Origin of the sequence: Curtobacterium sp. MCPF17_047, from assembly GCF_003234045.1 — a bacterium.
Lineage (GTDB): Bacteria > Actinomycetota > Actinomycetes > Actinomycetales > Microbacteriaceae > Curtobacterium.
In genome coordinates this window covers 114369-140812 of the sequence record NZ_QKSF01000002.1, presented here as the reverse complement: position 1 = coordinate 140812, position 26444 = coordinate 114369, and the positions used below count along the sequence as shown (strand labels likewise).

The window sequence follows — 26444 nt, the reverse complement described above, 5'->3', positions numbered from 1 at the left end:
CGGTCAGCGGCGGGCGGCCGCGCGGGCCGGCAGGAGGAGCAGCGCCGCGCTGCCGACCCCGACGAGCGCGATGCCGGCCAGTACGGTGAACACCTCGAGTGCCGTCGTGGGTGCGAGCAACACGGCCGCACCGCAGAGCACCGAGAGCACACCGCTCACGACGGTCGGCGCCCGCGAGGAGCCGGGGTGCCCGACGAGGGCGCCGACGAGCGCCGCGACGCCCTCGACCAGGAAGCCGGCCCCGGCCAGGACCGCGTACACGACGAGCGGCACCGCGGGGTCGAGGAGCGTGACGAGCCCGGCGATGCCGACGAGGGTGCCGACCACGCCCGAGGTCCAGCGCCACACGGCCGGCGTGCCGTACCCGCGCGCCGCGGCGAACACCCGCATCGCCCCCGCGACGACCAGGTAGACCCCGAACAGCAGCGCGACGAGCACGAGCGTCGGTCGTGGCCAGACGACGGCGACGACGCCGGCGGTCATCGCGACGACCGCGGTGACGACGACGAACGCGCGGAACGTGCGGACGGCACGAGAGTCCACGGGGCTCCTCCCTGACAGGTCAGCCGGACCTCCGACCGTACCGTGACCGGGCCACCCGCGTCGCGGTGCGCCGGGGCCTGGCCGGAACCTGCGTCGGCTGGCGCGACTGCTACGCTGGCACGGCTCGCGAGTGTGGTGGAATGGTAGACACGGGGCACTCAAAATGCTCTGCCTCTGGCGTGCGGGTTCGAGTCCCGCCACTCGTACAAGTGCCGGAGCTCCGAGTACCGGAGCTCCGTCGGGTTGGGTTGCCGCGGTCGGATCGAGCGTCTAGTAGGCTCTCCGTCGTGAGTGACACAGAAGCAACCGCAGCCGCACCCCGTCGCGTCGTCGTCGCCGAGGACGAGTCGCTCATCCGCCTCGACATCGTCGAGATCCTGCGCGACAACGGGTTCGACGTGGTCGGTGAAGCCGGTGACGGCGAGACCGCGGTGCAGCTCGCGACCGACCTGCGCCCCGACCTCGTCATCATGGACGTCAAGATGCCGCAGCTCGACGGCATCTCCGCAGCCGAGCGGCTGTCGAAGAACCACATCGCCCCGGTCGTCCTCCTCACGGCGTTCAGCCAGAAGGAGCTCGTCGAGCGGGCGACCGAAGCCGGCGCGCTGGCGTACGTCGTGAAGCCCTTCACCCCGAACGACCTGCTCCCTGCGATCGAGATCGCCCTCTCGCGCTACCAGCAGATCATCACGCTCGAGGCAGAGGTCGCGGACCTCGTCGAGCGCTTCGAGACCCGCAAGCTCGTGGACCGGGCCAAGGGCCTGCTCAACGAGAAGATGGGCCTGACCGAGCCCGAGGCGTTCCGCTGGATCCAGAAGGCGTCCATGGACCGCCGGCTGACCATGCACGACGTCGCCAAGGCGATCATCGAGCAGCTCAGCGCCAAGAAGTAGGCGTCGGCGCGGACATACCGGTTCCGCCCTGCCACGTGGCAGGGTGAGGGCATGGACGACGTGGTGATCCGGGCCTCCCGACCGGCCGACCTGCCGACGGTGGCCGACCTGCGCTGGCGGTGGAGCGTCGACGAGGGCGGTGCGACGCCCGCGGTGTCCGCCGCGCGGTACCGCGATGCGACGACCGCGTTCGCGGCCGCGAACCCGGACAGCCATCGGTGCGTCGTCGCCGAGCGAGACGGCGTCGTGCTCGGGATGGGTTGGCTGGCCCTGACGGAGCGACCGCCGACGCCGGACCGACCCGAGCGTCGGGTGACCGGTGACGTGCAGACCGTCTACGTGCACCCGGACCTGCGCGGCCGGGGTGTCGCGAGACGACTGGTCACGGCACTGCTGGAGCTCGCCGACGACGCCGGGGTGGAGCGGACGTCGGTGCACTCGAGCGTCGACGGCGAGACGCTCTACCGGCGGCTCGGGTTCGGGGACAACCCGCTCCTGCTGCAGCGTCCGCCAGAGGCCTGAGCCCTGGCGGACCAGCCCCGGAGCTCGAGGTGCAGCGCCCGAGGCCCACCCGAGCGTCAGCGGGCGTCGCGGATGATGTTCGTGATGCGCACGGTCGAGCAGCGCCGGCCCTCGTCGTCGGTCAGGACGATCTCGTGCGTGGTGAGCGTGCCGCCGAGGTGGATCGCGGTGCAGGTGCCGGTGACCCGGCCGCTCGTCGCGCTCCGCGTGTGCGACGCGCTGAGCTCGATGCCGACCGCGTAGCGACCGGCACCGGCGTGGATGTTCGCCGCCATCGACCCGAGGCTCTCGGCCAGGACGACGTAGGCGCCACCGTGCAGCAGGCCCGCGGGTTGTCGGTTGCCCTCGACGGGGATGCTGGCGACCGACCGCTCGGCGGAGAGCTCGGTGAACTCCATGCCCATCTTCTCGGCGAGCTGCCCGACGCCGCGCGCGAGGTACTCCGCGACGCCCTCGTCGGATCCCCGGACGGTCTGTTCGTCGGTCACGTCGCGTCGGCCTTCCGCGTGGTCGTTCCGCCCGGACCGCGGCCGCACCCTGTCGGGGGCCGTCGGTAGGCTGTCCGGGTGTCGGACTCCGCAAAGCCTACCCTCATGGTCATCGACGGCCACTCGCTCGCCTTCCGGGCCTTCTACGCCCTGCCGGTCGACAGCTTCGTGAACCGCGAGGGGCAGCACACGAACGCCATCCACGGGTTCATCTCGATGCTGCTCATGCTGCTGCAGCGCGAGAAGCCGACGCACCTGGCGGTCGCGTTCGACATCTCCCGGTTCTCGTTCCGCACGCGCGAGTACGCCGAGTACAAGGGCACCCGGTCGGAGACCCCGGCCGAGTTCAAGGGCCAGATCCCGCTCCTGCAGCAGGCGCTCGAGGCGATGGGCATCACGACCGTCACGAAGGAGGACTTCGAGGCGGACGACATCCTCGCGACCCTCTCCAAGCAGGGCGCTGACCAGGGTTTCAAGGTCTACGTGGTGTCCGGCGACCGCGACTCGATCCAGCTCGTGAACGACGACGTCACACTGCTGTACCCGTCGGTCCGCGGTGTGTCCGAGCTCACGCGCTACGACCGCGACAAGGTCTACGAGCGGTACGGCATCGAGCCGCACCAGTACCCGGACATCGCGGCCCTGGTGGGGGAGACCAGCGACAACCTGATCGGCATCGACAAGGTCGGCGAGAAGACCGCGGTGAAGTGGGTCACGCAGTACGGCTCGCTCGACGGGGTGCTCGAACACGCCGACGAGATCAAGGGGGTCGTCGGCAACAACCTCCGCGAGCAGCGTGATCGGGCGATCCGGAACCGCCGGTTGAACCGCCTCGTCACCGACGTCGAACTGCCGGTCGGCCCGGCGGACGTCGCCCTCCGCCCGCTCGACGAAGCCGCGGTGCGTGAGCTCTTCGCCACACTGCAGTTCCGGACCCTGCTCGACCGGGTGTTCAAGGTCGTCGGCAGCGGCGAACCGACCGAACCGTCGACGACCGACGGCAGCGTCGAGGACGCCGGGCCGACACCGCCCCCGGTCAAGACCCTGATCGACGAGGAACTCGGCTACTGGCTCGAGCGGAAGAACGCCGCGGACGCCGAGAACGGTTTCGGCGTCGCGGTGGAGGTCATCGACGGTCGTCTCAGCGCGATCGGCATCGCCACCCACGACGACGCCGTCCTGGTCCCCGGCGGCAGCGGGGCGCAGGACTACGAACAGCTCGCCGCGTGGTTCGCCTCGGACGCCCCGAAGCACTTCCACGACGCCAAGGCCGCGATCAAGGCGCTCGGGACCGCGGGCTTCACCGTCGCGGGCATCGCCGGCGACGCCCGCATCACCGGCTGGCTGGCGAACCCGGGCAAGCAGGGTCAGCCCCTGGCCGACCTCGTCTACCAGGAGCTCGGTGAGGAACTGCCGACGGCGGACCCGAACCAGCTCGTGCCGGAGACCGACCCGGTGAACGTCGGGGTGCACGCCTGGTACGTCCTCCGGGTCACCACGGCACTCCGCGCCCGCGTCGACCCGGGTTCGCTCACGGTGCTCGACGACATCGAGCTGCCGCTGACGTCCGTGCTCGCGCGCATGGAGACCACCGGTGTCGGCATCGACCGCCCGGTGCTCACCGGGCTCTCGCACGAGCTCGGGGAGCGCGCCGCGGACCTCGCCCAGCAGGCCTTCGCCGAGATCGGGCACGAGGTCAACCTCGGGTCGCCGAAGCAGCTGCAGGAGGTCCTGTTCACCGAGCTCGCGATGCCGAAGACCCGCAAGACCAAGACGGGCTTCTCGACCGACGCCGCGAGCCTCACCGACCTGCAGGAGCAGCACCCGCACCCGTTCCTCGGCCTGCTGCTGCAGCACCGCGACGCGACGAAGCTCCGCCAGATCGTGGACACCCTCGACGCCGCCGTGGTCGACGGCCGCATCCACACCCGGTACGAGCAGACCGGCACGAGCACCGGGCGCGTGTCCTCCACCGACCCGAACCTGCAGAACATCCCGGTGAAGACCGCCGTCGGTCGCCGGATCCGGTCAGCCTTCGCGGTCGCCGAGCCGTACACGACGCTCCTCACCGCGGACTACTCGCAGATCGAGATGCGGATCATGGCCCACCTGTCGGGAGACGCGGGGCTCATCCAGGCGTTCAACGAGGGCGAGGACCTGCACCGCTTCGTCGGCGCCCGGGTCTTCGGCGTGGAGCCGTCCGACGTCAGCCCGGAGATGCGCACCAAGGTCAAGGCGATGTCCTACGGCCTGGCGTACGGCCTCAGTGCCTTCGGCCTGTCGAAGCAGCTCCGCATCGAGCAGAGTGAGGCCCGCACGCTGATGACGGAGTACTTCGCCCGCTTCGGCGCGGTGCGCGACTACCTCCGGAACGTGGTCGAGCAGGCGCGTGAGGACGGCTACACCGAGACGATCTTCGGTCGCCGTCGTCCGTTCCCGGACCTGAAGAGCCCGAACCGGGTGCTCCGCGAGAACGCCGAGCGCGCCGCACTGAACGCTCCGATCCAGGGGTCCGCGGCGGACATCATGAAGATCGCGATGCTCGGTGTCGACGCAGACCTGCGCGACGGTGGCCTCGGTTCGAGACTGCTGCTGCAGGTGCACGACGAACTGATCCTCGAGATCGCGCCGGGGGAGCAGGACCGGGTCGAGGAGATCCTCCGCACCCGCATGGGCGGCGCAGCCGAACTGACCGTCCCGCTCGACGTGTCGGTCGGGCTCGGCACGAACTGGGAGGCGGCGGCGCACTGAGCGCGGTCGCACCCGCGTGAGCGGCGGGACGGACGGGAGGCGCGCCTCCCGACCGTCCCGCCGCTCGCTCCGTGCTGGTGGGTGGTGTCGTGCCGGTGGGTGGTGTCGTGCCGGTGGGTAGTGTCGTGCTGGTGGGTAGGGTCGGGGACATGAGCGATGACCGTCCCGTCCGTCAGCCGTCCGCCGTCGACCAGGTCGCCGAGCAGTGGGTCACCACGCTCGTGGACCTCGATCCGACCGTCGCCACGTACATCGGCGTGCCGGGTCGCACCGACGGGTACGGCGACACCTCGCCGGCCGGTGCTGCGGCCCTCGCCGACGCCGCTCGCTCGGCACGCCGCGCGCTCGATGCCGCCGACGCTCGCGATGACGTCGACCGTGTGACGAAGACCGACCTCGGTGCCGAGCTCGACCTGACCGTCGAGTCGTACGAGCGGAAGTTGCACCTGCGCGACCTCAACGTCATCCAGAGCCCGGCGCAGTCGCTCCGTGACGTCTTCGACCTGATGCCGACCGCGACGGCGGAGGACTGGCAGGACGTCGCCGGCCGCCTGCAGTCGCTGCCCGACGCGCTGGAGGGCTACCGCGAGACCCTGCTGGAGGGCACGCGCGAGGGCGTCACCGCGGCGAAGCGCCAGGTCGAGCTCATCGCGGAGCAGGCCGCACGCAACGGCGCGCCCGACGGGTTCTTCCGGCAGCTCGCCGACGGTGCCGCGCTCGAGGGCGGCGCTCCCGTCCCCGACCAGTTGCGCGCCGAGTTGACCCGGGGAGCCGAGGTCGCCGCGGCCGCCTACCGGTCCTTCGGTGCCTTCCTGGAGCACGACGTGCTGCCGCTCTCGACCCCGGTGGACGCCGTCGGCCGGGACGACTACACGCTGCACTCCCGCCGCTTCCTCGGTGCCGTCGTCGACCTCGACGAGACGTACGAGTGGGGCATCGAGGAGCTCGGCCGGATGCGCGACGAGCAGGAGCGGATCGCCGACCGCATCGAGTCCGGAGCGAGTGTCGCCCGGGCGATCGAGGTCCTGGACGCCGACCCGGCGCGGGTGCTGCAGGGCACCGATGCGCTCCGGGCCTGGATGCAGGAGACCAGCGACGAGTCGATCCGGGCGATGGACGGTCGCTACTTCGACATCGCGGACCCGATCAAGCGCCTGGAGTGCCGGATCGCCCCGACGCAGGAGGGCGGGATCTACTACACCGGCCCGTCCGACGACTTCTCGCGTGCCGGCCGCATGTGGTGGTCCGTCCCGCAGGGTGTCACCGAGTTCGGCACCTGGCGCGAGAAGACCACCGTCTACCACGAGGGCGTCCCGGGCCACCACCTGCAGATCAGCCAGGCGGTCTACAACCGCGGCGAGCTCAACACCTGGCGTCGGCAGCTCGCCGGGCCGTCCGGCCACGTGGAGGGCTGGGCGCTGTACGCCGAGCGACTCATGGAGCAGCTCGGGTTCCTGGACGACGACGGCGACCGCCTGGGCATGCTCGACGGGCAGCGGATGCGGGCCGCCCGCGTGGTGCTCGACATCGGCGTGCACCTGCAGAAGACCAACCCGGACGGCGGCGGTTGGACGTGGGAGTACGCCCTCGACTTCATGGGGCGGAACGTCAACATGGACCCGGCGTTCGTGCAGTTCGAGGTGGCGCGGTACTTCGGGTGGCCGGGACAGGCGCCGTCGTACAAGGTCGGGCAGCGCGTCTGGGAGTCGATCCGCGACGACGTGGCGGCCCGTGAGGGTTCGTCGTTCGACCTCAAGGCCTTCCACCACCGCGCCCTCGCGCTCGGCGGTGTCGGCCTCGACACCCTGCGGAGTGCGCTGGTCGGCTGAGCGGACACGCCCGGTTGTGGGCGTCCCGCCTGCTGGATAGACTTGTGCGGCGCAATCCGCGCCAACAACACTCATCGCCATGGTGGCTCGCACCGGTCGCTCGACCGGCACGCGGACCGGGGGTCGCTCCCTCGCCGCCACGGCCCGACTCATGTCCGTTCGGAGCAATCTCTACATGACAACCACCACGACCAAGGCTCCCAAGCAGGTCGCCATCAACGACATCGGCTCGGCTGATGACTTCCTGGCCGAGGTCGAGAAGACCCTGAAGTTCTTCAACGACGGAGACCTCATCTCCGGCACCGTCGTGAAGATCGACCGCGACGAGGTCCTCCTCGACGTCGGTTACAAGACCGAGGGTGTCATCCCCTCGCGCGAGCTCTCGATCAAGCACGACGTCGACCCCAACGAGGTCGTCAACGTCGGTGACGAGGTCGAGGCCCTGGTCCTCCAGAAGGAGGACAAGGAAGGCCGGCTGATCCTGTCGAAGAAGCGTGCACAGTACGAGCGTGCATGGGGCGACGTCGAGAAGATCAAGGAGTCCGACGGCGTCGTGACCGGCACGGTCATCGAGGTCGTCAAGGGCGGCCTGATCGTCGACATCGGCCTCCGCGGCTTCCTCCCGGCATCGCTCATCGAGCTCCGCCGTGTCCGCGACCTGACGCCGTACCTCGGTCAGGAGCTCGAGGCGAAGATCCTCGAACTCGACAAGAACCGCAACAACGTGGTCCTCTCGCGCCGCGCCCTGCTCGAGCAGACGCAGTCCGAGTCGCGCACCACCTTCCTGAACAACCTCCACAAGGGCCAGGTCCGCAAGGGCGTCGTCTCGTCGATCGTCAACTTCGGTGCGTTCGTCGACCTCGGTGGTGTCGACGGTCTCGTCCACGTCTCCGAGCTCAGCTGGAAGCACATCGAGCACGCCAGCGAGGTCGTCGAGGTCGGTCAGGAAGTCACCGTCGAGATCCTCGAGGTGGACCTGGACCGCGAGCGCGTGTCGCTCTCGCTCAAGGCCACCCAGGAAGACCCGTGGCAGGTCTTCGCCCGCACCCACGCGATCGGTCAGATCGCGCCGGGCAAGGTCACGAAGCTCGTGCCGTTCGGTGCCTTCGTCCGCGTCGCGGACGGCATCGAGGGCCTGGTGCACATCTCGGAGCTCTCGAACAAGCACGTCGAGCTCGCCGAGCAGGTCGTGTCCGTGGGCGACGAGGTGTTCGTCAAGATCATCGACATCGACCTCGACCGTCGCCGCATCTCGCTCAGCCTCAAGCAGGCCAACGAGGGCGTCGACCCGGAGAGCACCGAGTTCGACCCGGCGCTCTACGGCATGCCGACCGAGTACGACGACAAGGGTGACTACAAGTACCCCGAGGGCTTCGACCCGGAGACCAACGAGTGGCTCGAGGGCTACGACACCCAGCGCACCGAGTGGGAGGGCCAGTACGCGGCCGCCCAGGCGCGTTGGGAGGCCCACAAGGCCCAGGTCGCCAAGTCCCTCACCGAGGAGGCGCAGGGTGGCTTCGACCTCCCGGCCGCCGCTTCGACGTTCACGAGCGAGACGACCGGAGCCGGCACGCTCGCCGACGACGCGTCCCTCGCCGCGCTGCGCGAGAAGCTCAGCAACAGCTGAACGGATGTGACCGGGTGAGCTGATCATCCGTCGCATCGACCGGGAGCCCGGTCCTGATCGTCCCCCAGGGACGGCCGGGGCCGGGCTCTTCGGCGTCGTACCGGAGCGCTCGGGGTGCGTCGGCTGGGAGCATTCGTGGAGCAGGCCGTGCGACGCTGTCCCCGTGCGCATCATCGGACTCACGGGCGGCATCGCCGCGGGCAAGTCGACGGTCTCCCGGCGGTTCGCCGGACACGGCGCGGTCGTCGTCGACGCCGACCAGCTCGCACGGGACGCCGTGGCACCCGGCAGTCCGGGGTTGCAGGCGGTGCGGGAACGCTTCGGCGACGCGGTGATCGCGCCCGACGGCAGCCTCGACCGTCCCGCGCTCGGTGCCGTCGTGTTCGTCGACCCGGAGGCGCGCAAGGCCCTGGAGGCCATCACCCACCCGGAGGTGTGGCGGCTGGCGCAGCAGCGATTCGACGCCGCCGAGGCAGCCGACCCGGACGCCGTCGTCGTCTACGACGTGCCGCTCCTCGCCGAGGCACAGGGGACGCGGCCGCTGCGGTTCGACGCCGTCGTGGTCGTGGACGCCCCTGCCGCGGTGCGGATCGGGCGCCTCGTCGAGCACCGGGGGATGGGCCGCGACGACGCGGAACGCCGAGTGGCGGCACAGGCCTCCGACGCGGACCGACTCGCCCTGGCCGACCACGTGGTCGACGCCACCGGCACGCTCGAGCAGACGATCCGCTCGGCCGACGAGGTATGGGCGCGACTCGTCCGATGAGGACGCACCACCGGCTGCTCGTCGTGGCGGTCCTCGTCCTCGTCGCCATGGGGCTCGCCGCGCTGGTCGGGGCGAACGTCCTCGGTGGTCAGCGTGTGGCGGAGGGCGGTCGTCCCGGGCAGCCGCACCGGACGCTGGAGCCGGGCGAGGCACCGCACGGCGACTTCCACCGCTTCCGGCTCGGTGCGATCGACGGGGAGCGCCTGGCCCCGAACCGCGACGACTTCGCGGCCCGGACCTCACCGAACGGTCCGCTGCTGCTCTTCCTGCCGGCCACCCGCGCGAAGCCGGCCGACTACCAGCGGTTCCTCACGACGGCGCTGGACGACGGGTACCACGTGCTCGGGCTCGACTACTGGAACCTCGGCAGGACCCTGTCCGGCACGTGCGAGGCCGACGCGCGGTGCTACGGGCAGGTGCAGCGGAACCGGTTCGACGGCACCCGCGGTTCGACGTTCAGCGACGTCAGCCCGGCGGGCTCGATCGTGTCGCGGTTCCGGGATGCCGTCGCGCACCTCGACGACGTCGACCCCGCCGGGGGATGGGGGCGGTTCGTCCAGGCCGACGAGGACATCCGGTGGCAGGACATCGTCGTCGCCGGGCATTCGCAGGGCGGGGGCGAGGCCGCGTACATCGCCCACATCCGGCCGGTGCTCGGTGCACTGATGTTCTCGTCGCCGGTGGAGTCCGTCGGCCCGGTGCACGCGGCGTGGATGGACCACCCCGGCCAGACCCCGGCGAGCCGGATGTACGCGCTCGACGACGTCCGCGACGAGTTCGGCCCGCGGATCACCGGGTCGTGGTCGGCGATGGGACTCGACGGCGCTCGTGCGACCGAGGGGCCGGACGGTACGGACGGCCCGTGGCGGACCGACACCGCGCCGCCGCCGCCCGCCGCCGACCCGCACGCGATCCTCACCGACCTGCCGGTGGGCGACCCGCGTTGGGCGCACTCGCGGATCATCAAGGACTCGACCCCGCTCGACGAGCACGGCGACCCGCGGATGCTCCGGATCTGGCAGTGGATGCTGCACCGGTTCCCGACTCCTGCCGTTCCCTCCGGACGGTCATAGCCAGCGGAAATACGATGAGGCGGTGCAGCACGACGGCGAACGCCCCACCCCCGACCGCACGGCGGTCACCATCGACGAGCCAGGCGACGGACCCAGCGACGGACCCAGCGACGGACACAGCGACGCGACGACCCTGGCCGCGCTCATCCGGCAGCGCGCCGAGCGCACCCCGGACCACGTCTACCTCGAGGACGCCCGCTCCGACCGGACGCTGACGTACGGCGGTCTCGACGCCGCCGTGACGGCCTGGTCGCGGACGTTCGACGCCATCGGCGTCCCGGCCTCCGGCGGCGTCCTCGTCGACGTGGGGGACCCGATCGCCTTCGCCGCCGTGCACCTCGCGGCCGTGGCCTCCGGCCGTCGGTCGGTCCCCGTCGACACCGGGCAGCCGGTCTCCGAACCCGCTCGGCTGGCGGCGCTCCTGGGCGGCGCCGCGATGGTCGTGTCGGACCGAGACCCCGATGCGGAGGCCGGAGCGGCGAGTGTCCCCGGAGCCCCGTCGGCCCGGGTGGACGCAGCAACGGGCCTCCCGGTCGGGGTCCGCGACGGCGACGTGCCGGACGCACCCACCGACGGCCCCGGCGAGGGCTCGGTCGTGCTGTTCACCTCCGGCTCGACCGGCACGCCGAAGGGTGTCGAGCTGCCGGAGTCGCAACTCCGGTTCGTGGCGCACGCGATCGCCCGGCACAACGGCCTGACCGAGCGGGACCGCGGGTTCAACTCGCTGCCGCTGTTCCACGTCAACGCCGAGGTGGTCGGTCTCCTCGCGACACTGGTCGCCGGGGCGACCCTGGTGCTCGACCGCCGGTTCCGACGGACCGGGTTCTGGGAACTGCTCGAGGCCCGCCGCGTGACGTGGCTGAACGCCGTGCCCGCGGTCCTGGCGGTCCTCGCCAAGACGGGCCCCCTGCGGCCGCCGGCGAGCCTGCGGTTCGTGCGCAGCGCCTCCGCGCCGCTGCCCGACCCGGTGCGGGCCGCGCTCGGTGACCTGCCGCTCGTGGTGAGCTGGGGGATGACGGAGGGCGCCAGCCAGATCACCGCCACGCCGCTCGACGCGCCGCCCCGGCCGGGCACCGTGGGGCTGCCCGTCGGGTCCGAGGTCCAGGTCCGCGGCGAGGACGGCGCGCTCCTGCCCGCGGGTGAGGTCGGTGCCCTGTGGGTGCGCGGTCCGGGCATCGTGCGCTCCTACCTCGGCGGTCGGGCGGCCGACCGGTTCGACGCCGACGGTTGGCTCGCGACGGGCGACCTCGGCTCCGTCGCCGTCGACGGCTGGGTCTCGCTGGCCGGCCGGTCCGACGACGTCATCAACCGTGGCGGTGAGAAGGTCTACCCGTCCGAGGTCGAGGACGTCCTGCTCCGGGACCCGCGCGTGCTCGAGGCCGTCGTCGTCGGCCGGCCGGACGAGGTCCTCGGGGCGGTGCCGGTGGCGTACGTCATCCCCCAGCCCGACACCGACACCGACGGGCTCGTCGAGGACCTGCGGGCCCTCGCCGAGTCCGCCCTGACCCGGTTCCGCCGTCCGGCCGAGATCTCCGTCGTCGCCGACCTGCCGCGGGCCCCCACGGGCAAGGTGCAGCGCGCCCGCGTCCGAGCGATGACCGAGTCGCGGTGAGCGCCGCCACCACCACGCCGGGCGTGCAGACCCCGACCCGGACTGCCTCCGGCAAGCCGCGGCACCTGTACGAGGTCGACGTCCTCCGCATCCTCACCTTCGCGTGCGTCATCGGCGTGCACACCACGAGCCACACCATCGCGTCCGATGACGTCCCCCTGAACGCCCTGCTCGGCCTGCTGCACTTCACCCGCCTGGTGTTCTTCTCGCTCACCGCGTTCGTGCTGGTCTACAGCTGGTCGCTCCGTCCGCGCCCGCTCGCGCAGTTCTGGCCGCGCCGGTTCCTGCTCGTCGGCGTCCCGTACCTCGCTTGGTCGTCCGTGTACGTCACCGCGTCGTGGCTCCTCAGCTCCACGACGCGGGGTGACGTTCCGGCCCTGGTCACGACGTACGCCGAGGGGATCGTCACCGGGACGTCCTGGTACCACCTGTACTTCCTGCTCGTGACGATGCAGGTCTACCTGCTGCTGCCGGTGATCATCTGGCTCGTCCGGGTCACCCGGCGCCACCACGTCGTCGTGCTCGTCGTCGCCTTCCTGCTGCAGCTCGCCGTCTTCGCCGCGTACAAGTACTGGCCGCACTCCATCGACTGGTTGCACGGCTACCAGAAGCAGTTCTTCTTCTCGTACGTGTTCTTCATCGTCTCGGGAGCGGTGGCGGCCGACCACGCGGACCCGTTCCTCCGGTTCATCCGGGAGCACCGGCGCGCCGTCCTCTGGGCCTTCGCCGGCACCGGGGCGCTCACCCTCGGCGTGTGGTGGCTGCAGGTCGGGCTCGGCCAGTCCCTGTACGCCGCCGGCACCCCGCTGCAGCCCGTCCAGGTCCTCTGGAGCACGGCGGTCTTCGTCGGCTTCCTGGCGATCGGCGCGGCCTGGGCGGACCGCCGTCGGGCCGGCTCGGCGCTGGCGCGGGTCGTCGACTACGGATCGGACCGGTCCTTCGGGATCTTCCTCAGCCACCCGTTCATGATCTGGATCCTGCTGCACGGCGACAGCTGGCTCGAGAGCGCGGTGCCGAAGCCGTGGCTGACGCTCGTCACGTACGTGCTCGTGCTGGTGCTGTCGGTCGCGGTGACCGAGGCGTTCCGGTGGACCCCGCTCAGCGTGCCGCTGACCGGACGGCCGTCGCGGGCGCGCCGGGCACGGGTGAGGGGCTGACGGCGGTCCGGTCAGGAGGGACGCGTGGCGGGCCTCCCGCCTGGAGGCCCGCCACAGGTCCGACGGGAGGCTGACCGACCGACGGCGGTGCCGGCGGGTCCGCCGCTCGGCCGCTAGTGCGTCGCGTCGCGCTCGACGGCGGGGACGCCCACCTCGAGCACGCCGTCGGTCACGGTGAGCCGCTGCGGCTTCATCACCCACGCCACGACCGCCGCACCGGCGAGGAGCGCGCACGAGATCCCGAACGGCAGCTGCCAGCCGGAGGTGTCGATGAGGAACCCGAACACGATGGGCGAGACGACGCCGGCCACACCGAACCCGGTGTTCATGAACCCGGAGGCGGTGCCGGACCACTGCGGTGCCACGTCCATCGGGATGGCCCACAGGTTCGCGTTGCAGAGCTCGAGGAAGAAGAACGACAGCGCGAGCGACACCGTCGCCACCGCCAGGCTCTGCCCGACCACGACGAGCGGCAGCAGGCAGACCAGGGACCCACAGAGGCCGATCACCAGCACCAGACGACGGGCCTGACGAGAATCGCCGCCTCGGTGGATGATCCGGTCGCTGAGCATCCCGCCGACCGTGTCACCGACCACACCGGCCAGGAGGACCGCGGTCGTGAACCAGGCGAAGGCACTGATCTCGAGGTCGTACTGGTCACTGAGGAACGTCGGGATCCAGGTGAGGAACACCCAGAGTGTCCACCCGTACCCGAAGTCGACGAAGGACACCGGCAGGATCTGCTTCGCCAGGGCGCGCCAGGGGACCGGCGGACGCGTGGCCCGGGTCTCGACGGGTGGCAGCTCGGCGAGTTCGGCCTTCGTGATCCCGTGGGCGTCCTCCGGACGGTCCCGGAAGAGGAAGAACCAGGCGATGCCCCAGGCCACGGACAGCACGGCGGTGGCGAAGAACGCCAGGCGCCAGCCGCTGATCGCGATGAAGTAGGCGACGAGCAACGGCGCGAGGGCGTTGCCGAGCCGGGCGGCGGAGTGCACCACGCCCTGGGCGAAGCCGTTCCGGTCCCGCGGGATCCACCGGCTCATCGCCTGGGTGGCGGACGGGAACGCGGCTGCTTCGCTGAGGCCGAGGAGCAGGCGTGCCGCGAACAGTGTCCAGAACCCCATCGACAGCCCGGTCCAGAGCGTCGCGACTCCCCAGACCACGGTGATCACGAAGAGGGCCCGTCTCGGCCCGAACTTCTCGCTGATCGTGCCGCCGAACACCTGGAGCAGGGCGTACGGCAACGAGAAGGCGGACACGATGAAGCCGGCGGCCGTCTCGGTCAGCCCGAACTCGTCGGTGATGTGTGGGAGGGCGGTGGAGATGTTCGTACGGTCGATGTACGAGATGGCGTACATGCAGCAGAGGAGCAGCAGCACCCGCCCGCGGATGCGTCCGCGGAACGGGGTGCCCTTCGCCGGTGCTGCAGCGGGGGCCGTGGTCATGGGGCCTCTTCGGTCGGGTTGCTGAACGCTTCGGAGGCTACGACCGGATTCGATCAGGGACCTCTGAGTGCGCTATCGGGAGACAGTACGCCCAGGGCGAGCAGAGCACGTCGATGTCAGCGGCCGCGCCTACTGTTGAGCGCATGGGAGTTGCCATCGAGCCCACGCGTGCCATCCGACCCTTCGAGGTCATCAGCGAGTACTCGCCGAGCGGTGACCAGCCCGCGGCGATCGCCGAACTCGCCGGGCGCATCAACGCGGGTGAGACCGACGTGGTGCTGCTCGGCGCGACCGGTACCGGCAAGTCGGCGACGACGGCCTGGCTCATCGAGCAGGTGCAGCGGCCGACGCTGGTGCTCGCGCACAACAAGACGTTGGCGGCGCAGCTCGCGAACGAGTTCCGCGGGCTGATGCCGAACAACGCGATCGAGTACTTCGTCTCGTACTACGACTACTACCAGCCAGAGGCCTACGTCCCGCAGACGGACACCTTCATCGAGAAGGACTCGTCCGTCAACGCCGAGGTGGAGCGACTGCGCCACTCGACGACGAACTCGCTGCTCAGCCGGCGCGACACCGTCGTGGTGTCGACCGTGTCCTGCATCTACGGCCTCGGCACGCCGGAGCAGTACATGAACGCCTCGGTCGCGCTCCACATCGGGCAGAACATCTCCCGTGACCAGCTCGTGCGCAAGTTCGTCAGCATGCAGTACCAGCGCAACGACGTCGACTTCGCGCGCGGCACCTTCCGGGTCCGCGGCGACACCCTCGAGATCATCCCGATGTACGAAGAGCACGCGATCCGCATCGAGATGTTCGGCGACGAGATCGAAGCGCTCTCCTCGCTGCACCCGTTGACGGGCAACGTGATCGACGACCTGCCCGCGGTCTCGATCTTCCCGGCGTCCCACTACGTGGCGGACACCGACGTGATGCACCGCGCGATCAGCTCGATCAAGGAAGAACTGGCCGAACGGCTCGCCGAGCTCGAAGGTCAGGGCAAGCTGCTCGAAGCCCAGCGGCTGCGGATGCGCACCACGTTCGACATCGAGATGATGGAGCAGATCGGGTTCTGCTCGGGTATCGAGAACTACTCGCGACACATGGAAGGCCGTGGGCCGGGCGAAGCACCGCACTGCCTCATCGACTACTTCCCGGACGACTTCCTCCTCGTCATCGACGAGTCGCACGTCACCGTGCCGCAGATCGGTGCGATGTACGAGGGCGACGCCTCCCGGAAGCGCACCCTGGTGGAGCACGGCTTCCGGCTGCCGAGCGCGATGGACAACCGCCCGCTGAAGTGGGAGGAGTTCCTCGACCGCGTCGGGCAGAAGGTCTTCCTGTCGGCGACGCCCGGCAAGTACGAGCTCGGCATCACGGACAGCGTCGTCGAGCAGATCATCCGCCCGACGGGCCTCATCGACCCCGAGATCATCATCAAGCCGAGCGACGGCCAGATCGACGACCTGCTCGAGGAGATCAAGCAGCGCTCCGAGAAGAACGAGCGCGTGCTCGTCACCACGCTGACGAAGCGCATGGCCGAAGAGCTCACCGACTTCCTCGGCAACGCCGGGGTCCGGGTGCGCTACCTGCACTCGGACGTCGACACCCTGAAGCGCGTGGAGCTCCTCACCGAGCTGCGCCAGGGCGTCTACGACGTGCTCATCGGCATCAACCTGCTCCGCGAAGGCCTCGACCTGCCCGAGGTCTCGCTCGTCGCGATCCTCGACGCTGACAAGGAGGGCTTCCTGCGCTCGTCGACGTCGCTCATCCAGACCATCGGTCGTGCAGCGCGCAACGTGTCGGGCCAGGTGCTCATGTACGCCGACAAGATGACCGACTCGATGAAGCAGGCCATCGAGGAGACCGACCGCCGCCGCGAGAAGCAGGTGGCGTACAACCTCGAGCACGGCATCGACCCGCAGCCGCTGCGCAAGAAGATCGCGGACATCACCGAGGTCCTCAACCGCGAGAGCGACGACACCCGCGAACTCCTGGAGCGCCGCGGTGGTGGCGTCCGTGACGGTCGTCGTGCCCCGACCCCGTCGCTCCGCCGCGAGGGCATCGCCGGCGAGGGTGCGACGCAACTCGAGGCCACGATCGCCGACCTCAACGACCAGATGCTGCAGGCGGCCGCTGAGCTGAAGTTCGAGCTCGCAGCACGACTCCGCGACGAGGTCCAGGACCTCAAGAAGGCGCTGCGTCAGATGGAGTCGGCCGGACATGTCGTCTGATGCCGGCGCCCCGGCCGGACCTCGCACGGTCGTCGTCACCGGCGCCAGTGCGGGGCTCGGGTACCAGGCGGCCGAGCAGCTCGCCGTGGGTGGACACCGGGTGGTCCTGGCGACGCGCGACTCCGGCAAGGCCGCGGCTGCCGAGCGCAGCATCCGCTCGGTGGTGCCCGACGCGCAGCTCGAGCACGTGCACCTCGACCTGGCGGACCTCGACTCGGTGCGCACGGCTGCGGCAGCGCTGGGAACGCTCGGGCCGGTGCACGCGGTGCTCAACAACGCCGGGGTCGTCGGGTCACGCGAGCGTCGGTCCACGGCGCAGGGCCACGAACTGCAGATGGGGACGAACCACCTCGGGCACTTCGCCTGGACGGGCCTGGTGCTCCCGCTGCTGCAGGACACCGGCGGTCGGGTCGTCCACCTCGGATCCATCTCGCACCGCTGGGTGACGCTCGACCGGCACGACGCGCTCGGTGCAGGGCACTACAACGGCTACCGGCAGTACGCGCGCAGCAAGCTCGCGGTGATGCTGTTCGGGTTCGAGTTGGCCCAGCGTCTGGCGGACGCCGGGTCCGCGGTGTCCAGTGTCGTGGCGCACCCGGGACTCGCCCTCGACTCCCTGACGGAGGCGGCCGGCACCGGGACCCCGGCAGTCGGCTCGTCGCGATCCGCACCCGCGTGGATCGGCCCCGGGCAGCGCTTCGTCGCGCAGGGGAAGGACGCGGGCGCGGTCCCGCTCGTCCACGCCTCGGTCGGCGACGACGTCCGGTCCGGCGAGTACTGGGGACCGGACGGGTGGTTCCAGCTCCGCGGCCGGGCGACGGTCGTCCCGGCGGAACCCCGGGCGCACGACCGCCACGAGGCCGCGCGACTCTGGGCCGCCAGCGAGGCGGCTTCCGGCGTCACGTTCGCTCTCGACGCACTCGGCTGAGCCGACTCGGCGGGCGTTTGTCGGACCGGCTTCGTAGAATCGTCTGCGATGACCATCACCTCTGACCGCGGAACCGCCACGTCCGGCCCGGACGACTTCGACGAGCCGTCGGACCTGCACCTGCCCGGCGGGACGGCCCCGCACGACACGTCGACGCTCAGCGTCCGTGGTGCGCGTGTGCACAACCTCCGGGACGTCGACCTCGAGATCCCACGCGACTCGCTCGTCGTGTTCACCGGGCTGTCCGGCTCGGGGAAGTCCTCGCTGGCGTTCGACACGATCTTCGCCGAGGGCCAGCGGCGTTACGTCGAGTCCCTGTCGGCGTACGCGCGTCAGTTCCTCGGCCAGGTCGACCGCCCCGACGTCGACTTCATCGAGGGCCTGTCGCCGGCGGTGTCGATCGACCAGAAGTCGACGAACCGCAACCCGCGTTCCACGGTGGGCACCATCACCGAGGTCTACGACTACATGCGGCTGCTCTGGGCGCGCATCGGCATCCCGCACTGCCCCGTCTGCGGTGAAGTGATCAGCAAGCAGAGCGTGCAGCAGATCGCCGACCAGCTGATGACGCAGGAGAGCGGCACCCGTTTCCAGGTCCTCGCGCCGATCGTGTCGAAGAAGAAGGGCGAGTTCGTCGACCTCTTCCAGGAGCTCGCGGCCTCCGGCTACTCGCGCGCCATCGTCGACGGCGAGCGGATCCAGCTGAGCAGCCCGCCGACGCTGAAGAAGCAGGTCAAGCACGACATCTCCGTCATCGTCGACCGCCTGGTGGCCAGCGACGACATCCTCGGACGCCTGACCGACTCGCTCGAGACCGCCCTGCGCCTGACGAACGGCACCGTGGCGATCGACCTCGTGGACCACGAGGGGCCCGGCGCCGTCCGGACCTACTCCGAGAACCTGTCGTGCCCGAACAACCACCCGCTGGCCCTGACCGAGATCGAGCCGCGGACCTTCTCGTTCAACGCCCCGTTCGGCGCCTGCCCGGAGTGCTCGGGCCTCGGTACCCGGATGTCCGTCGACCCGGACCTGGTGCTCGGCGACCCCGAAGCCTCGCTGAAGGACGGCGTGCTGCTGCCCTGGACCGGCACCAGCGGCCTGTACTCGTACTTCGAGAAGCTGCTCGCCGGTCTGGGCAAGGAGCTCGGGTTCCGCATGGACACCCCGTGGAGCCAGCTGCCGTCGTCGGTGCAGGCGGCCATCCTGACGGGCAAGGACTTCGAGGTCTCGGTGTCCTGGCGGAACCGCTTCGGCCGCGAGATGCGGTACACGAGTGGGTTCGAGGGTGTCATGCCCTACATCGAGCGGAAGTTCGCCGAGGCCGAGACCGACTCGCAGCGCCAGCGCTTCCAGGGCTACCTGCGCGAGGTGCCCTGCCCGGTGTGCGACGGCACCCGCCTGAAGCCCGAGGTGCTCGGCGTGACCGTCGACGGTCGCAGCATCGCCGACGTCACGAGCATGGCCCTGGACCAGGCCTACGCGTTCATGGCGGACATCGCCCTCACCGATCGCGAGGCGCACATCGCCGCGGCCGTCCTGCGGGAGATCCGGGCGCGTCTCGAGTTCCTGCTCGAGGTCGGCCTCAACTACCTGACGCTCGCGCGCGGAGCAGGCGGGCTCTCCGGCGGCGAGGCGCAGCGCATCCGTCTGGCGACGCAGATCGGTTCCGGCCTGACCGGCGTCCTCTACGTGCTCGACGAGCCGAGCATCGGCCTGCACCAGCGCGACAACCGCCGCCTGATCGACACCCTGGTCAAGCTCAAGGAGCTGGGCAACACACTGATCGTCGTCGAGCACGACGAGGACACCATCCGCACCGCCGACTGGGTCGTCGACATCGGACCGGGAGCAGGCGTCAACGGCGGCAACGTCGTGCACTCCGGCTCGTACGCCGACATGATCGAGAACCGCGAGTCGATCACCGGCGACTACCTGGCGGGTCGGCGCTCGATCGAGATGCCGTCTGAGCGCCGCACGGTGAACCGCAAGCGGGTCATCAGCGTGCAGGGCGCCCGGGCGAACAACCTCAAGGACGTGGACGTCGACTTCCCGCTCGGGGTGTTCACGGCGGTCACCGGCGTCAGCGGCTCGGGCAAGTCGACGCTGGTGAACGACATCCTCTACAAGGTGCTCGCCAACCAGCTCAACGGCGCCCGGCACATCGCCGGCAAGCACACGCGCGTGAAGGGCCTCGACCAGCTCGACAAGGTCGTGCACGTCGACCAGGCACCCATCGGCCGCACCCCGCGCTCGAACCCGGCGACGTACACCGGCGTCTTCGACCGGATCCGTCAGCTCTTCGCCGAGACGCAGGAGGCCAAGACCCGCGGTTACCAGCCCGGTCGCTTCAGCTTCAACGTCAAGGGCGGGCGCTGCGAGAACTGCTCCGGCGACGGCACGATCAAGATCGAGATGAACTTCCTGCCCGACGTCTACGTCGCGTGCGAGGTCTGTGGCGGTGCCCGGTACAACCGCGAGACGCTGCAGGTCCACTACAAGGGCAAGAGCATCTCCGAGGTCCTGGACATGCCGATCAGCGAAGCGGCCGAGTTCTTCGAGCCGATCTCCGCGATCCACCGGTACATGGCGACCCTGGTCGACGTCGGCCTCGGCTATGTCCGACTCGGCCAGAGCGCGACGACCCTGTCGGGTGGCGAGGCGCAGCGCGTCAAGCTCGCGACCGAGCTGCAGCGTCGCTCGAACGGCCGCACCGTGTACGTGCTCGACGAGCCGACCACGGGTCTGCACTTCGAGGACGTCCGGAAGCTGCTGCTCGTACTGCAGTCGCTGGTCGACAAAGGCAACACCGTCATCACGATCGAGCACAACCTCGACGTCATCAAGTCCGCCGATTGGCTCATCGACATGGGTCCCGAAGGCGGTTCGGGCGGTGGCACGGTCCTCGCGACCGGCACCCCGGAGCACGTCGCCGACGTCCCGGAGAGCCACACCGGTGTCTTCCTCCGCGAGATCCTCGAGGCGCAGGACGCCCGTGTGGGCAAGGAGCGGTCGGTCGGCGCGCGTCGAGCAGGTGCACAGAAGGCAGGTGCTCGCTAGGTGGCCGACACCGTCCCCTGGCGGCCGAAGGCGGGTGAGATCCCGACCGACCCGGGCGTCTACCGATGGCGCGACGGCAACGGTCGGGTGCTCTACGTCGGCAAGGCGAAGAACCTCCGCGCCCGCCTGAGCAACTACTTCGCGCCGCTGCCGACCCTGCACGAGCGCACCCGGCGGATGGTCCTGACGGCCAAGAGCGTCGAGTGGACCACCGTCGGATCCGAGATCGAGGCGCTGCAGCTCGAGTACACGTGGATCAAGGAGTTCGATCCGCCGTTCAACGTCAAGTTCCGGGATGACAAGTCGTACCCGTACATGGCGATCACGATGGCGGACGAGGCGCCCCGCGTGATGGTGACCCGGAACCGCAAGATCAAGGGCGCCAAGTACTTCGGGCCGTACCCGAAGATCTGGGCGGTGCACGACACGATCGACCTGATGATCAAGGTCTTCCCGATCCGCACGTGCTCGGAGTCCTCGTACAAGCGGGCCATGCAGACCGGCAAGCCCTGCTTCCCGGGGCAGATCGGCAAGTGCGGCGGACCGTGCTCCCAGCGCGTGACCATCGAGGAGCACCGCGCGCTCGTCGAGGAGTTCGTCCGCTTCATGGGCAGCTACGACCGCCGCGTCATCACGCAGCTCCGGCAGCGGATGGCCGCGTCGGCGGACGCCATGCAGTACGAGCAGGCCGCGCGCTTCCGTGACCAGGTCGAGGCGCTCGAAGCGGTCCTCGAGAAGTCCGCCGTGGTGCTCAAGGACTCGGTCGACCTCGACCTCTTCGGCATCGCCGAGGACGAACTGGCCGCCGCCGTGCAGCTGTTCTCGGTCCGAGGTGGCCGCATCCGGGGTGTGCGCGGCTGGGTGGTCGACAAGGAGCTCGACATCAGCACCGGCGACCTCGTCGAGCAGATCGTGCAGGGCGTGTACGCCGACGACGGGCTCTCGACCGGTGCCGACGGTGCCCTGCTCACGCAGGCGAGCGCAGACCCCACCCCGGGCGTCGCGAACGACGGCCCGCCACGAGAGGTCGTCGTGCCGGTGCTGCCGGACGACGCCGACGCGCTGCAGCAGTGGCTGAGCGACCGCCGTGGGGGTCGTGGCACGAAGCTCAGCACGGCGCAGCGCGGTGACCGGGCGGGACTGGCCCGCACGGCGTCGCAGAACGCCCAGCAGGCGCTGATGCTCTACAAGACCAAGCGCTCGGCCGACTACACGACGCGGGCGGCGGCCCTGGCCGACATCCAGGAGGCCCTCGGCATGACCGAGGCACCACTGCGGATGGAGTGCTACGACATCTCGCACCTGCAGGGCACGAACGTCGTCGCCTCGATGGTCGTGTTCGAGGACGGCCTGCCCCGCAAGGACCAGTACCGCCGGTACACGATCGCCGAGACCACCGACGACACCGACAGCATGTACCAGGTGCTCACACGGCGCCTGGCGCGGCTCGACGAGGACGCGGCGGTACCCGACGTCCCGGACGTGACGGGGGACGGCGTGGTCGAGGGGTCGAAGCCCTCGAAGCGGTTCGCGTACCGGCCGCAGCTGCTCGTCGTGGACGGCGGGCAGCCCCAGGTGGCGGCGGCGAAGCGTGCGCTCGACGAGGCCGGGGTCCGGGACATCGCCCTGGTCGGGATCGCGAAGCGCCTCGAGGAGCTCTGGCTGCCGGACGACGACTTCCCGGTGATCCTGCCGCGCAACTCCGAGGCGCTCTTCCTCATCCAGCGCCTCCGCGACGAGGCACACCGGTTCGCGATCACGCACCAGCGCACCCGTCGGAAGCGTGACGTCCGCTCGCAGCTGTCCGAGATCCCCGGGCTCGGACCGAACCGCGTCTCGGCGCTGCTCAAGCACTTCGGGTCCGTCGCCCGGCTCCGGCAGGCGACGCCGGAGGAGGTCGCCGAGGTCCCGGGCGTCGGACCGGCGACCGCGGCCGCGGTGGTGCGGAAGCTCACGACGGTGCCGACCAGCGCGCCGGAGTCGGCCAGCGCGCCCGAGCCGAGCAGCGCGCCTGGACCGAGCAGTGCACCTGAACCGAGCAGTGCACCTGGACCGACCAGTGCACCTGGACCGAGCAGCGCACCCGAGCCGACCGAGCCCGTCAGCGCTCTGGCGCCAGCAGGCCCGGTGCGTGTCCCCGAGCCGACTGCAGACGGTCCGCACCGGCCTGTGTGACCCGGCACGGGCCTCCCGGCCGGACGGTAGCCTGGACGCGGACCCGGGGCGTGCAGCCCGAGGGTCCGCGGGCCGACCCCTGCCGAGCGCACGCGCACGGCGACGCCGGGCGACCCGCCCGGCCACACCACGATGGAGCCCCTTCGCAGATGACCGACACCACCACCTCGCAGCAACAGCACGACGTCCTCATCGTGACGGGCATGTCCGGCGCGGGGCGGTCGACGGTCGGCAAGGCGCTGGAGGACCTCGGCTGGTACGTCGTCGACAACCTGCCGACGCAGATGCTCGGGCCGCTCACCGACCTGGCGGACCGCGCGGGGGAGTCGATCCCGAAGATCGCCACCGTCGTCGACGTCCGCGGCGGCCGGTTCTTCACCGACCCCGAGCGTGCCGTGCAGTCGCTCCGCGAGAGCACGAGCGCCCGCGTCCGGGTGCTGTTCCTCGAGGCCACCGACCAGGTGCTGGTACGGCGCTTCGAGCAGGTGCGCCGGCCGCACCCGCTGCAGGGCGAGGACACGCTGCTCGACGGCATCGCACGGGAGCGCACCCGGTTGCTCGGCCTCCGCGAAGCATCCGACCTGATCATCGACACGTCCGACCTGAACATCCACCAACTCGCGAACTCGGTGACCGAGAAGTTCGCCGAGGACCGGTTCGTCGGTGTCCAGGTGACGCTGATGAGCTTCGGGTTCAAGTACGGCCTGCCCGCCGACGCCGACATGGTGGCCGACGTGCGCTTCATCCCGAACCCCTACTGGGTGCCGGAACTGCGCCCGCACACGGGGCTCGACAAGCCCGTCTCCGACTACGTCATGGAACAGTCCGGAGCCCGTCCGTTCGTCGACCGCTACGCCTCCGTCCTCGAGCCCGTGTTCGAGGGGTACCAGCGCGAGAACAAAAGACACGCTACGATCGCCATCGGCTGTACCGGCGGCAAGCACCGTTCGGTCGCCATCGTCGCCGAGTTGGCGAGCCTCCTCCGCGGGATGCCCAACGTCGCCGTGCGTGTGAAGAACCGAGATCTCGGCCGGGAGTGACCGTCCCACCGGCCGCCTCCACACGTGTGCGCCCCGGGACCGCAGAACCCCACCCCGAAGAACGTAAGGAATGATGCCGTGCCGTTGACTGCCGAGGTGAAGGACGAGCTGGCCAGGGTCGTCGTCAACCGGAACACGGTCCGCGCCGCCGAACTCGCGACCGTCCTGCGCTTCGCCGGGGGCCTGCACGTCATCTCCGGCCGCATCGCGGTCGAGGTCGAGCTCGACACCCGGATCATCGTGCACCGGGTCCGCAAGGACCTGGCCGAGCTCTACGGCGTCCGCAGTGAGGCCTCCGTCGGCTCGACCGCGTCGTCACGTCGCGGCACCCGCTACCTGGTGCGTGTGCTCGAGGCCGGCGAGACGCTCGCCCGCCAGACCGGCCTGATGGACGCCCGTCGTCGTCCGGTGCGGGGCCTCCCGAACCGACTGACCACCGGCAACCGCGAGGACCTCGCCGCCATCTGGCGCGGAGCGTTCCTGGCCTCCGGCACCCTGACCGACCCGGGCCGTGCCGCGGCGCTCGAGGTCACCTGCCCGGGCAACGAGGCCGCGATGGCGCTCGTCGGTGCAGCCTCCCGCCTCGGGATCGCCGCGAAGGGCCGTGAGGTCCGCGGGGTGCACCGCGTCGTGATCCGTGACGGCGAGGCGATCGGGCAGATGCTCACGGCCATGGGCGCCGCCCGCACCACCGCCGACTGGGAGGAGATGCGCCAGCGCCGGGAGGTCCGGGCCACCGCCAACCGCCTGGTCAACTTCGACGACGCGAACCTCCGCCGTTCTGCGCAGGCCGCCGTGGCCGCGTGCGCCCGGGTCGAGCGCGCGTTGGAGATCCTCGGCGACGAGGTGCCCGACCACCTGCAGTACGCGGGCGCCCTGCGCCTCGAACACCGCGACGCCTCGCTCGACGAGCTCGGCCAGCACGCGGACCCGCCCATGACGAAGGACGCCATCGCCGGGCGCATCCGCCGACTGCTCGCGATGGCTGACAAGCGTGCCAGCGACCTCGGCATCCCGGGCACCGAGGCGAGCGTCCCGGAAGAGCTCGAGGGCGCCTGACCGCAGCCCGCCGGGCAGTCATCTGACCCACCGTCGGACCCCCGTGGCCGCCGCACCCGACCCGTCCCCAGGACGGCGTCATGCAGGCGGTCCGCGGGGGTCCGACTGCTAGGGTCGGTACGGCGACGTCACGGGGCCCATCGTCCCGTGCGTGGGTCGGCCGTCGTCCACGACGACGCCTCCACACTCCGAAAAAGCAGCGTCTCCCGAGGCGCTCCACACCCAACAGGAGATCCATTGACCGTCAAGATCGGCATCAACGGCTTCGGCCGGATCGGCCGTAACTTCTTCCGCGCCGCTCTGGCCAAGGGCAGCGACCTCGAGATCGTGGCGGTGAACGACCTCACCGACAACGCGTCCCTCGCGAACCTGCTCAAGTACGACTCGATCACCGGCAAGCTCGGCGTCTCCGTCGAGCTCGACGGCGACAACATCGTCGTCGACGGCAAGGCCATCAAGGTCCTCGCCGAGCGCGACCCCGCCAACCTGCCCTGGGGCGAGCTGGGTGTCGACATCGTCATCGAGTCGACCGGCTTCTTCACGAAGGCCGCCGATGCGCAGAAGCACATCGACGCCGGTGCCAAGAAGGTCATCATCTCCGCTCCGGCGACCGGTGACGACGTCACGATCGTCCTCGGCGTGAACGAGGACACCTACGACGCCGCGAACCACCACATCATCTCGAACGCCTCGTGCACCACGAACAGCCTCGCGCCGCTCGCCAAGGTGTTCCACGACGCGTTCGGCATCGAGCGTGGTCTCATGACCACCGTGCACGCGTACACCGCGGACCAGAACCTGCAGGACGGCCCGCACAAGGACCCGCGTCGTGCCCGTGCGGCGGCGCTGAACATCGTCCCGACCTCCACCGGTGCAGCGAAGGCCATCGGCCTGGTCCTGCCGGAGCTCGCCGGCAAGCTCGACGGCTTCGCGCTCCGCGTCCCGGTCCCGACCGGATCGATCACGGACCTCACGCTCGAGACCAAGGCCGACGTCACCGTCGACGAGATCAACGCCGCGTACAAGGCCGCCGCCGAGGGTCCGCTGAAGGGCATCCTGCTCTACAGCGAGGACCCGCTGGTGTCGACCGACATCACCACGGACCCGCACTCCTCGATCTACGACTCCGGCCTGACCAAGGTCATGGGCAACCTCGTCAAGATCACCTCGTGGTACGACAACGAGTGGGGCTACTCGAACCGCCTGGTCGACCTGACCGAGTTCGTGGGCGAGAAGCTCTGACCT

General features: G+C 70.3%; 19 protein-coding genes and 1 tRNA gene. 17 read left to right on the top strand and 3 right to left on the bottom strand.

All coding sequences use genetic code 11. The features are described 5' to 3' along the window. Positions 1–3: 3 nt before the first annotated feature. Positions 4–543: an HdeD family acid-resistance protein gene (locus DEJ33_RS03055; protein WP_111077211.1), complete on the bottom strand. Its 540-nt coding sequence runs from the start codon at positions 541–543 to the stop codon at positions 4–6. 126 nt (positions 544–669) lie between these two features. Here DEJ33_RS03055 and DEJ33_RS03050 point away from each other — a divergent pair. The 3 genes from DEJ33_RS03050 to DEJ33_RS03040 all read left to right on the top strand — a co-directional run bounded on the left by DEJ33_RS03050 (position 670) and on the right by DEJ33_RS03040 (position 1958). Beyond that, positions 670–749 (top strand) — tRNA-Leu (locus DEJ33_RS03050). 81 nt (positions 750–830) lie between these two features. After that, positions 831–1436, top strand: a complete 606-nt coding sequence (locus DEJ33_RS03045; RefSeq protein WP_110902212.1) for an ANTAR domain-containing response regulator — start codon at positions 831–833, stop codon at positions 1434–1436. Positions 1437–1487: 51 nt separating this feature from the next. Further along, positions 1488–1958 carry a GNAT family N-acetyltransferase gene (locus DEJ33_RS03040; RefSeq protein WP_111077210.1) on the top strand — a complete coding sequence of 157 codons (471 nt, stop codon included), beginning with the start codon at positions 1488–1490 and terminating at the stop codon, positions 1956–1958. Positions 1959–2014: 56 nt separating this feature from the next. Here the strand turns inward: DEJ33_RS03040 and DEJ33_RS03035 are convergent, their stop codons facing one another. Beyond that, complete coding sequence (locus DEJ33_RS03035) at positions 2015–2362, bottom strand: PaaI family thioesterase (RefSeq protein ID WP_111077356.1); 348 nt, start codon at positions 2360–2362, stop codon at positions 2015–2017. Positions 2363–2524: 162 nt separating this feature from the next. Here DEJ33_RS03035 and polA point away from each other — a divergent pair, with 162 nt between their 5' ends. The 7 genes from polA (at position 2525) to DEJ33_RS03005 (ending at position 13261) form a co-directional block, all read left to right on the top strand. Further along, the gene (gene polA / locus DEJ33_RS03030) at positions 2525–5197 is read left to right on the top strand and encodes a DNA polymerase I (RefSeq protein ID WP_111077209.1); all 2673 of its coding nucleotides are present in this window, start codon (positions 2525–2527) and stop codon (positions 5195–5197) included. Positions 5198–5346: 149 nt separating this feature from the next. Next, positions 5347–7026 (top strand): DUF885 domain-containing protein, encoded by a 1680-nt coding sequence (locus DEJ33_RS03025; protein WP_111077208.1) that lies wholly within the window; start codon positions 5347–5349, stop codon positions 7024–7026. A gap of 175 nt (positions 7027–7201) precedes the next feature. After that, on the top strand, positions 7202–8653 hold the full coding sequence (gene rpsA, locus DEJ33_RS03020; protein ID WP_110902487.1) for a 30S ribosomal protein S1: 1452 nt from the start codon (positions 7202–7204) through the stop codon (positions 8651–8653). A 163-nt stretch (positions 8654–8816) separates the two neighbouring features. Beyond that, the gene (gene coaE / locus DEJ33_RS03015; protein WP_111077207.1) at positions 8817–9419 is read left to right on the top strand and encodes a dephospho-CoA kinase; all 603 of its coding nucleotides are present in this window, start codon (positions 8817–8819) and stop codon (positions 9417–9419) included. Then, on the top strand, positions 9416–10492 hold the full coding sequence (locus tag DEJ33_RS16820) for a hypothetical protein (protein ID WP_146242509.1): 1077 nt from the start codon (positions 9416–9418) through the stop codon (positions 10490–10492). Before coaE ends, DEJ33_RS16820 begins: the two co-directional genes overlap by 4 nt. 22 nt (positions 10493–10514) lie before the next feature. Continuing rightward, on the top strand, positions 10515–12104 hold the full coding sequence (locus DEJ33_RS03010; RefSeq protein WP_146242508.1) for a class I adenylate-forming enzyme family protein: 1590 nt from the start codon (positions 10515–10517) through the stop codon (positions 12102–12104). Further along, entirely contained in the window at positions 12101–13261 is a 1161-nt protein-coding gene (locus DEJ33_RS03005) for an acyltransferase (RefSeq protein WP_111077205.1), read from the top strand. Before DEJ33_RS03010 ends, DEJ33_RS03005 begins: the two co-directional genes overlap by 4 nt. A gap of 113 nt (positions 13262–13374) precedes the next feature. Here the strand turns inward: DEJ33_RS03005 and DEJ33_RS03000 are convergent, their stop codons facing one another. Continuing rightward, positions 13375–14706 carry an MFS transporter gene (locus tag DEJ33_RS03000; RefSeq protein ID WP_111077204.1) on the bottom strand — a complete coding sequence of 444 codons (1332 nt, stop codon included), beginning with the start codon at positions 14704–14706 and terminating at the stop codon, positions 13375–13377. 143 nt (positions 14707–14849) lie between these two features. Here DEJ33_RS03000 and uvrB point away from each other — a divergent pair, with 143 nt between their 5' ends. From uvrB to gap, 7 genes are all read left to right on the top strand, one after another. Continuing rightward, a complete protein-coding gene (gene uvrB, locus DEJ33_RS02995) occupies positions 14850–16940 on the top strand; it encodes an excinuclease ABC subunit UvrB (RefSeq protein WP_181432806.1) in 2091 nt (696 codons plus the stop codon). Then, positions 16930–17868 carry an SDR family NAD(P)-dependent oxidoreductase gene (locus DEJ33_RS02990; RefSeq protein WP_111077203.1) on the top strand — a complete coding sequence of 313 codons (939 nt, stop codon included), beginning with the start codon at positions 16930–16932 and terminating at the stop codon, positions 17866–17868. The genes uvrB and DEJ33_RS02990 overlap by 11 nt, the downstream gene beginning before the upstream one ends. A 48-nt stretch (positions 17869–17916) precedes the next feature. Next, positions 17917–20925 carry an excinuclease ABC subunit UvrA gene (uvrA, locus tag DEJ33_RS02985; RefSeq protein ID WP_258374531.1) on the top strand — a complete coding sequence of 1003 codons (3009 nt, stop codon included), beginning with the start codon at positions 17917–17919 and terminating at the stop codon, positions 20923–20925. After that, positions 20926–23100 (top strand): excinuclease ABC subunit UvrC, encoded by a 2175-nt coding sequence (gene uvrC, locus DEJ33_RS02980; protein WP_111077202.1) that lies wholly within the window; start codon positions 20926–20928, stop codon positions 23098–23100. 149 nt (positions 23101–23249) lie between these two features. Then, positions 23250–24140 carry an RNase adapter RapZ gene (gene rapZ / locus DEJ33_RS02975; protein ID WP_111077201.1) on the top strand — a complete coding sequence of 297 codons (891 nt, stop codon included), beginning with the start codon at positions 23250–23252 and terminating at the stop codon, positions 24138–24140. 78 nt (positions 24141–24218) lie between these two features. After that, positions 24219–25199 carry a DNA-binding protein WhiA gene (gene whiA / locus DEJ33_RS02970; protein ID WP_110902223.1) on the top strand — a complete coding sequence of 327 codons (981 nt, stop codon included), beginning with the start codon at positions 24219–24221 and terminating at the stop codon, positions 25197–25199. 237 nt (positions 25200–25436) lie between these two features. Next, positions 25437–26441: a type I glyceraldehyde-3-phosphate dehydrogenase gene (gene gap, locus DEJ33_RS02965; RefSeq protein ID WP_110902224.1), complete on the top strand. Its 1005-nt coding sequence runs from the start codon at positions 25437–25439 to the stop codon at positions 26439–26441. Positions 26442–26444: the final 3 nt, after the last annotated feature.

Excerpts from the sequence above, each read along its gene's own strand:
- DEJ33_RS03035 (WP_111077356.1), bottom strand. The coding sequence starts at position 2,362 with ATGGGCATGGAGTTCACCGAGCTCTCCGCCGAGCGGTCGGTCGCCAGC.
- DEJ33_RS03040 (WP_111077210.1), top strand. The coding sequence starts at position 1,488 with ATGGACGACGTGGTGATCCGGGCCTCCCGACCGGCCGACCTGCCGACG.
- DEJ33_RS03025 (WP_111077208.1), top strand. The coding sequence starts at position 5,347 with ATGAGCGATGACCGTCCCGTCCGTCAGCCGTCCGCCGTCGACCAGGTC.
- uvrB (WP_181432806.1), top strand. The coding sequence starts at position 14,850 with ATGGGAGTTGCCATCGAGCCCACGCGTGCCATCCGACCCTTCGAGGTC.
- DEJ33_RS16820 (WP_146242509.1), top strand. The coding sequence starts at position 9,416 with ATGAGGACGCACCACCGGCTGCTCGTCGTGGCGGTCCTCGTCCTCGTC.
- rpsA (WP_110902487.1), top strand. The coding sequence starts at position 7,202 with ATGACAACCACCACGACCAAGGCTCCCAAGCAGGTCGCCATCAACGAC.
- rapZ (WP_111077201.1), top strand. The coding sequence starts at position 23,250 with ATGACCGACACCACCACCTCGCAGCAACAGCACGACGTCCTCATCGTG.
- uvrA (WP_258374531.1), top strand. The coding sequence starts at position 17,917 with ATGACCATCACCTCTGACCGCGGAACCGCCACGTCCGGCCCGGACGAC.
- DEJ33_RS03000 (WP_111077204.1), bottom strand. The coding sequence starts at position 14,706 with ATGACCACGGCCCCCGCTGCAGCACCGGCGAAGGGCACCCCGTTCCGC.
- DEJ33_RS02990 (WP_111077203.1), top strand. The coding sequence starts at position 16,930 with ATGTCGTCTGATGCCGGCGCCCCGGCCGGACCTCGCACGGTCGTCGTC.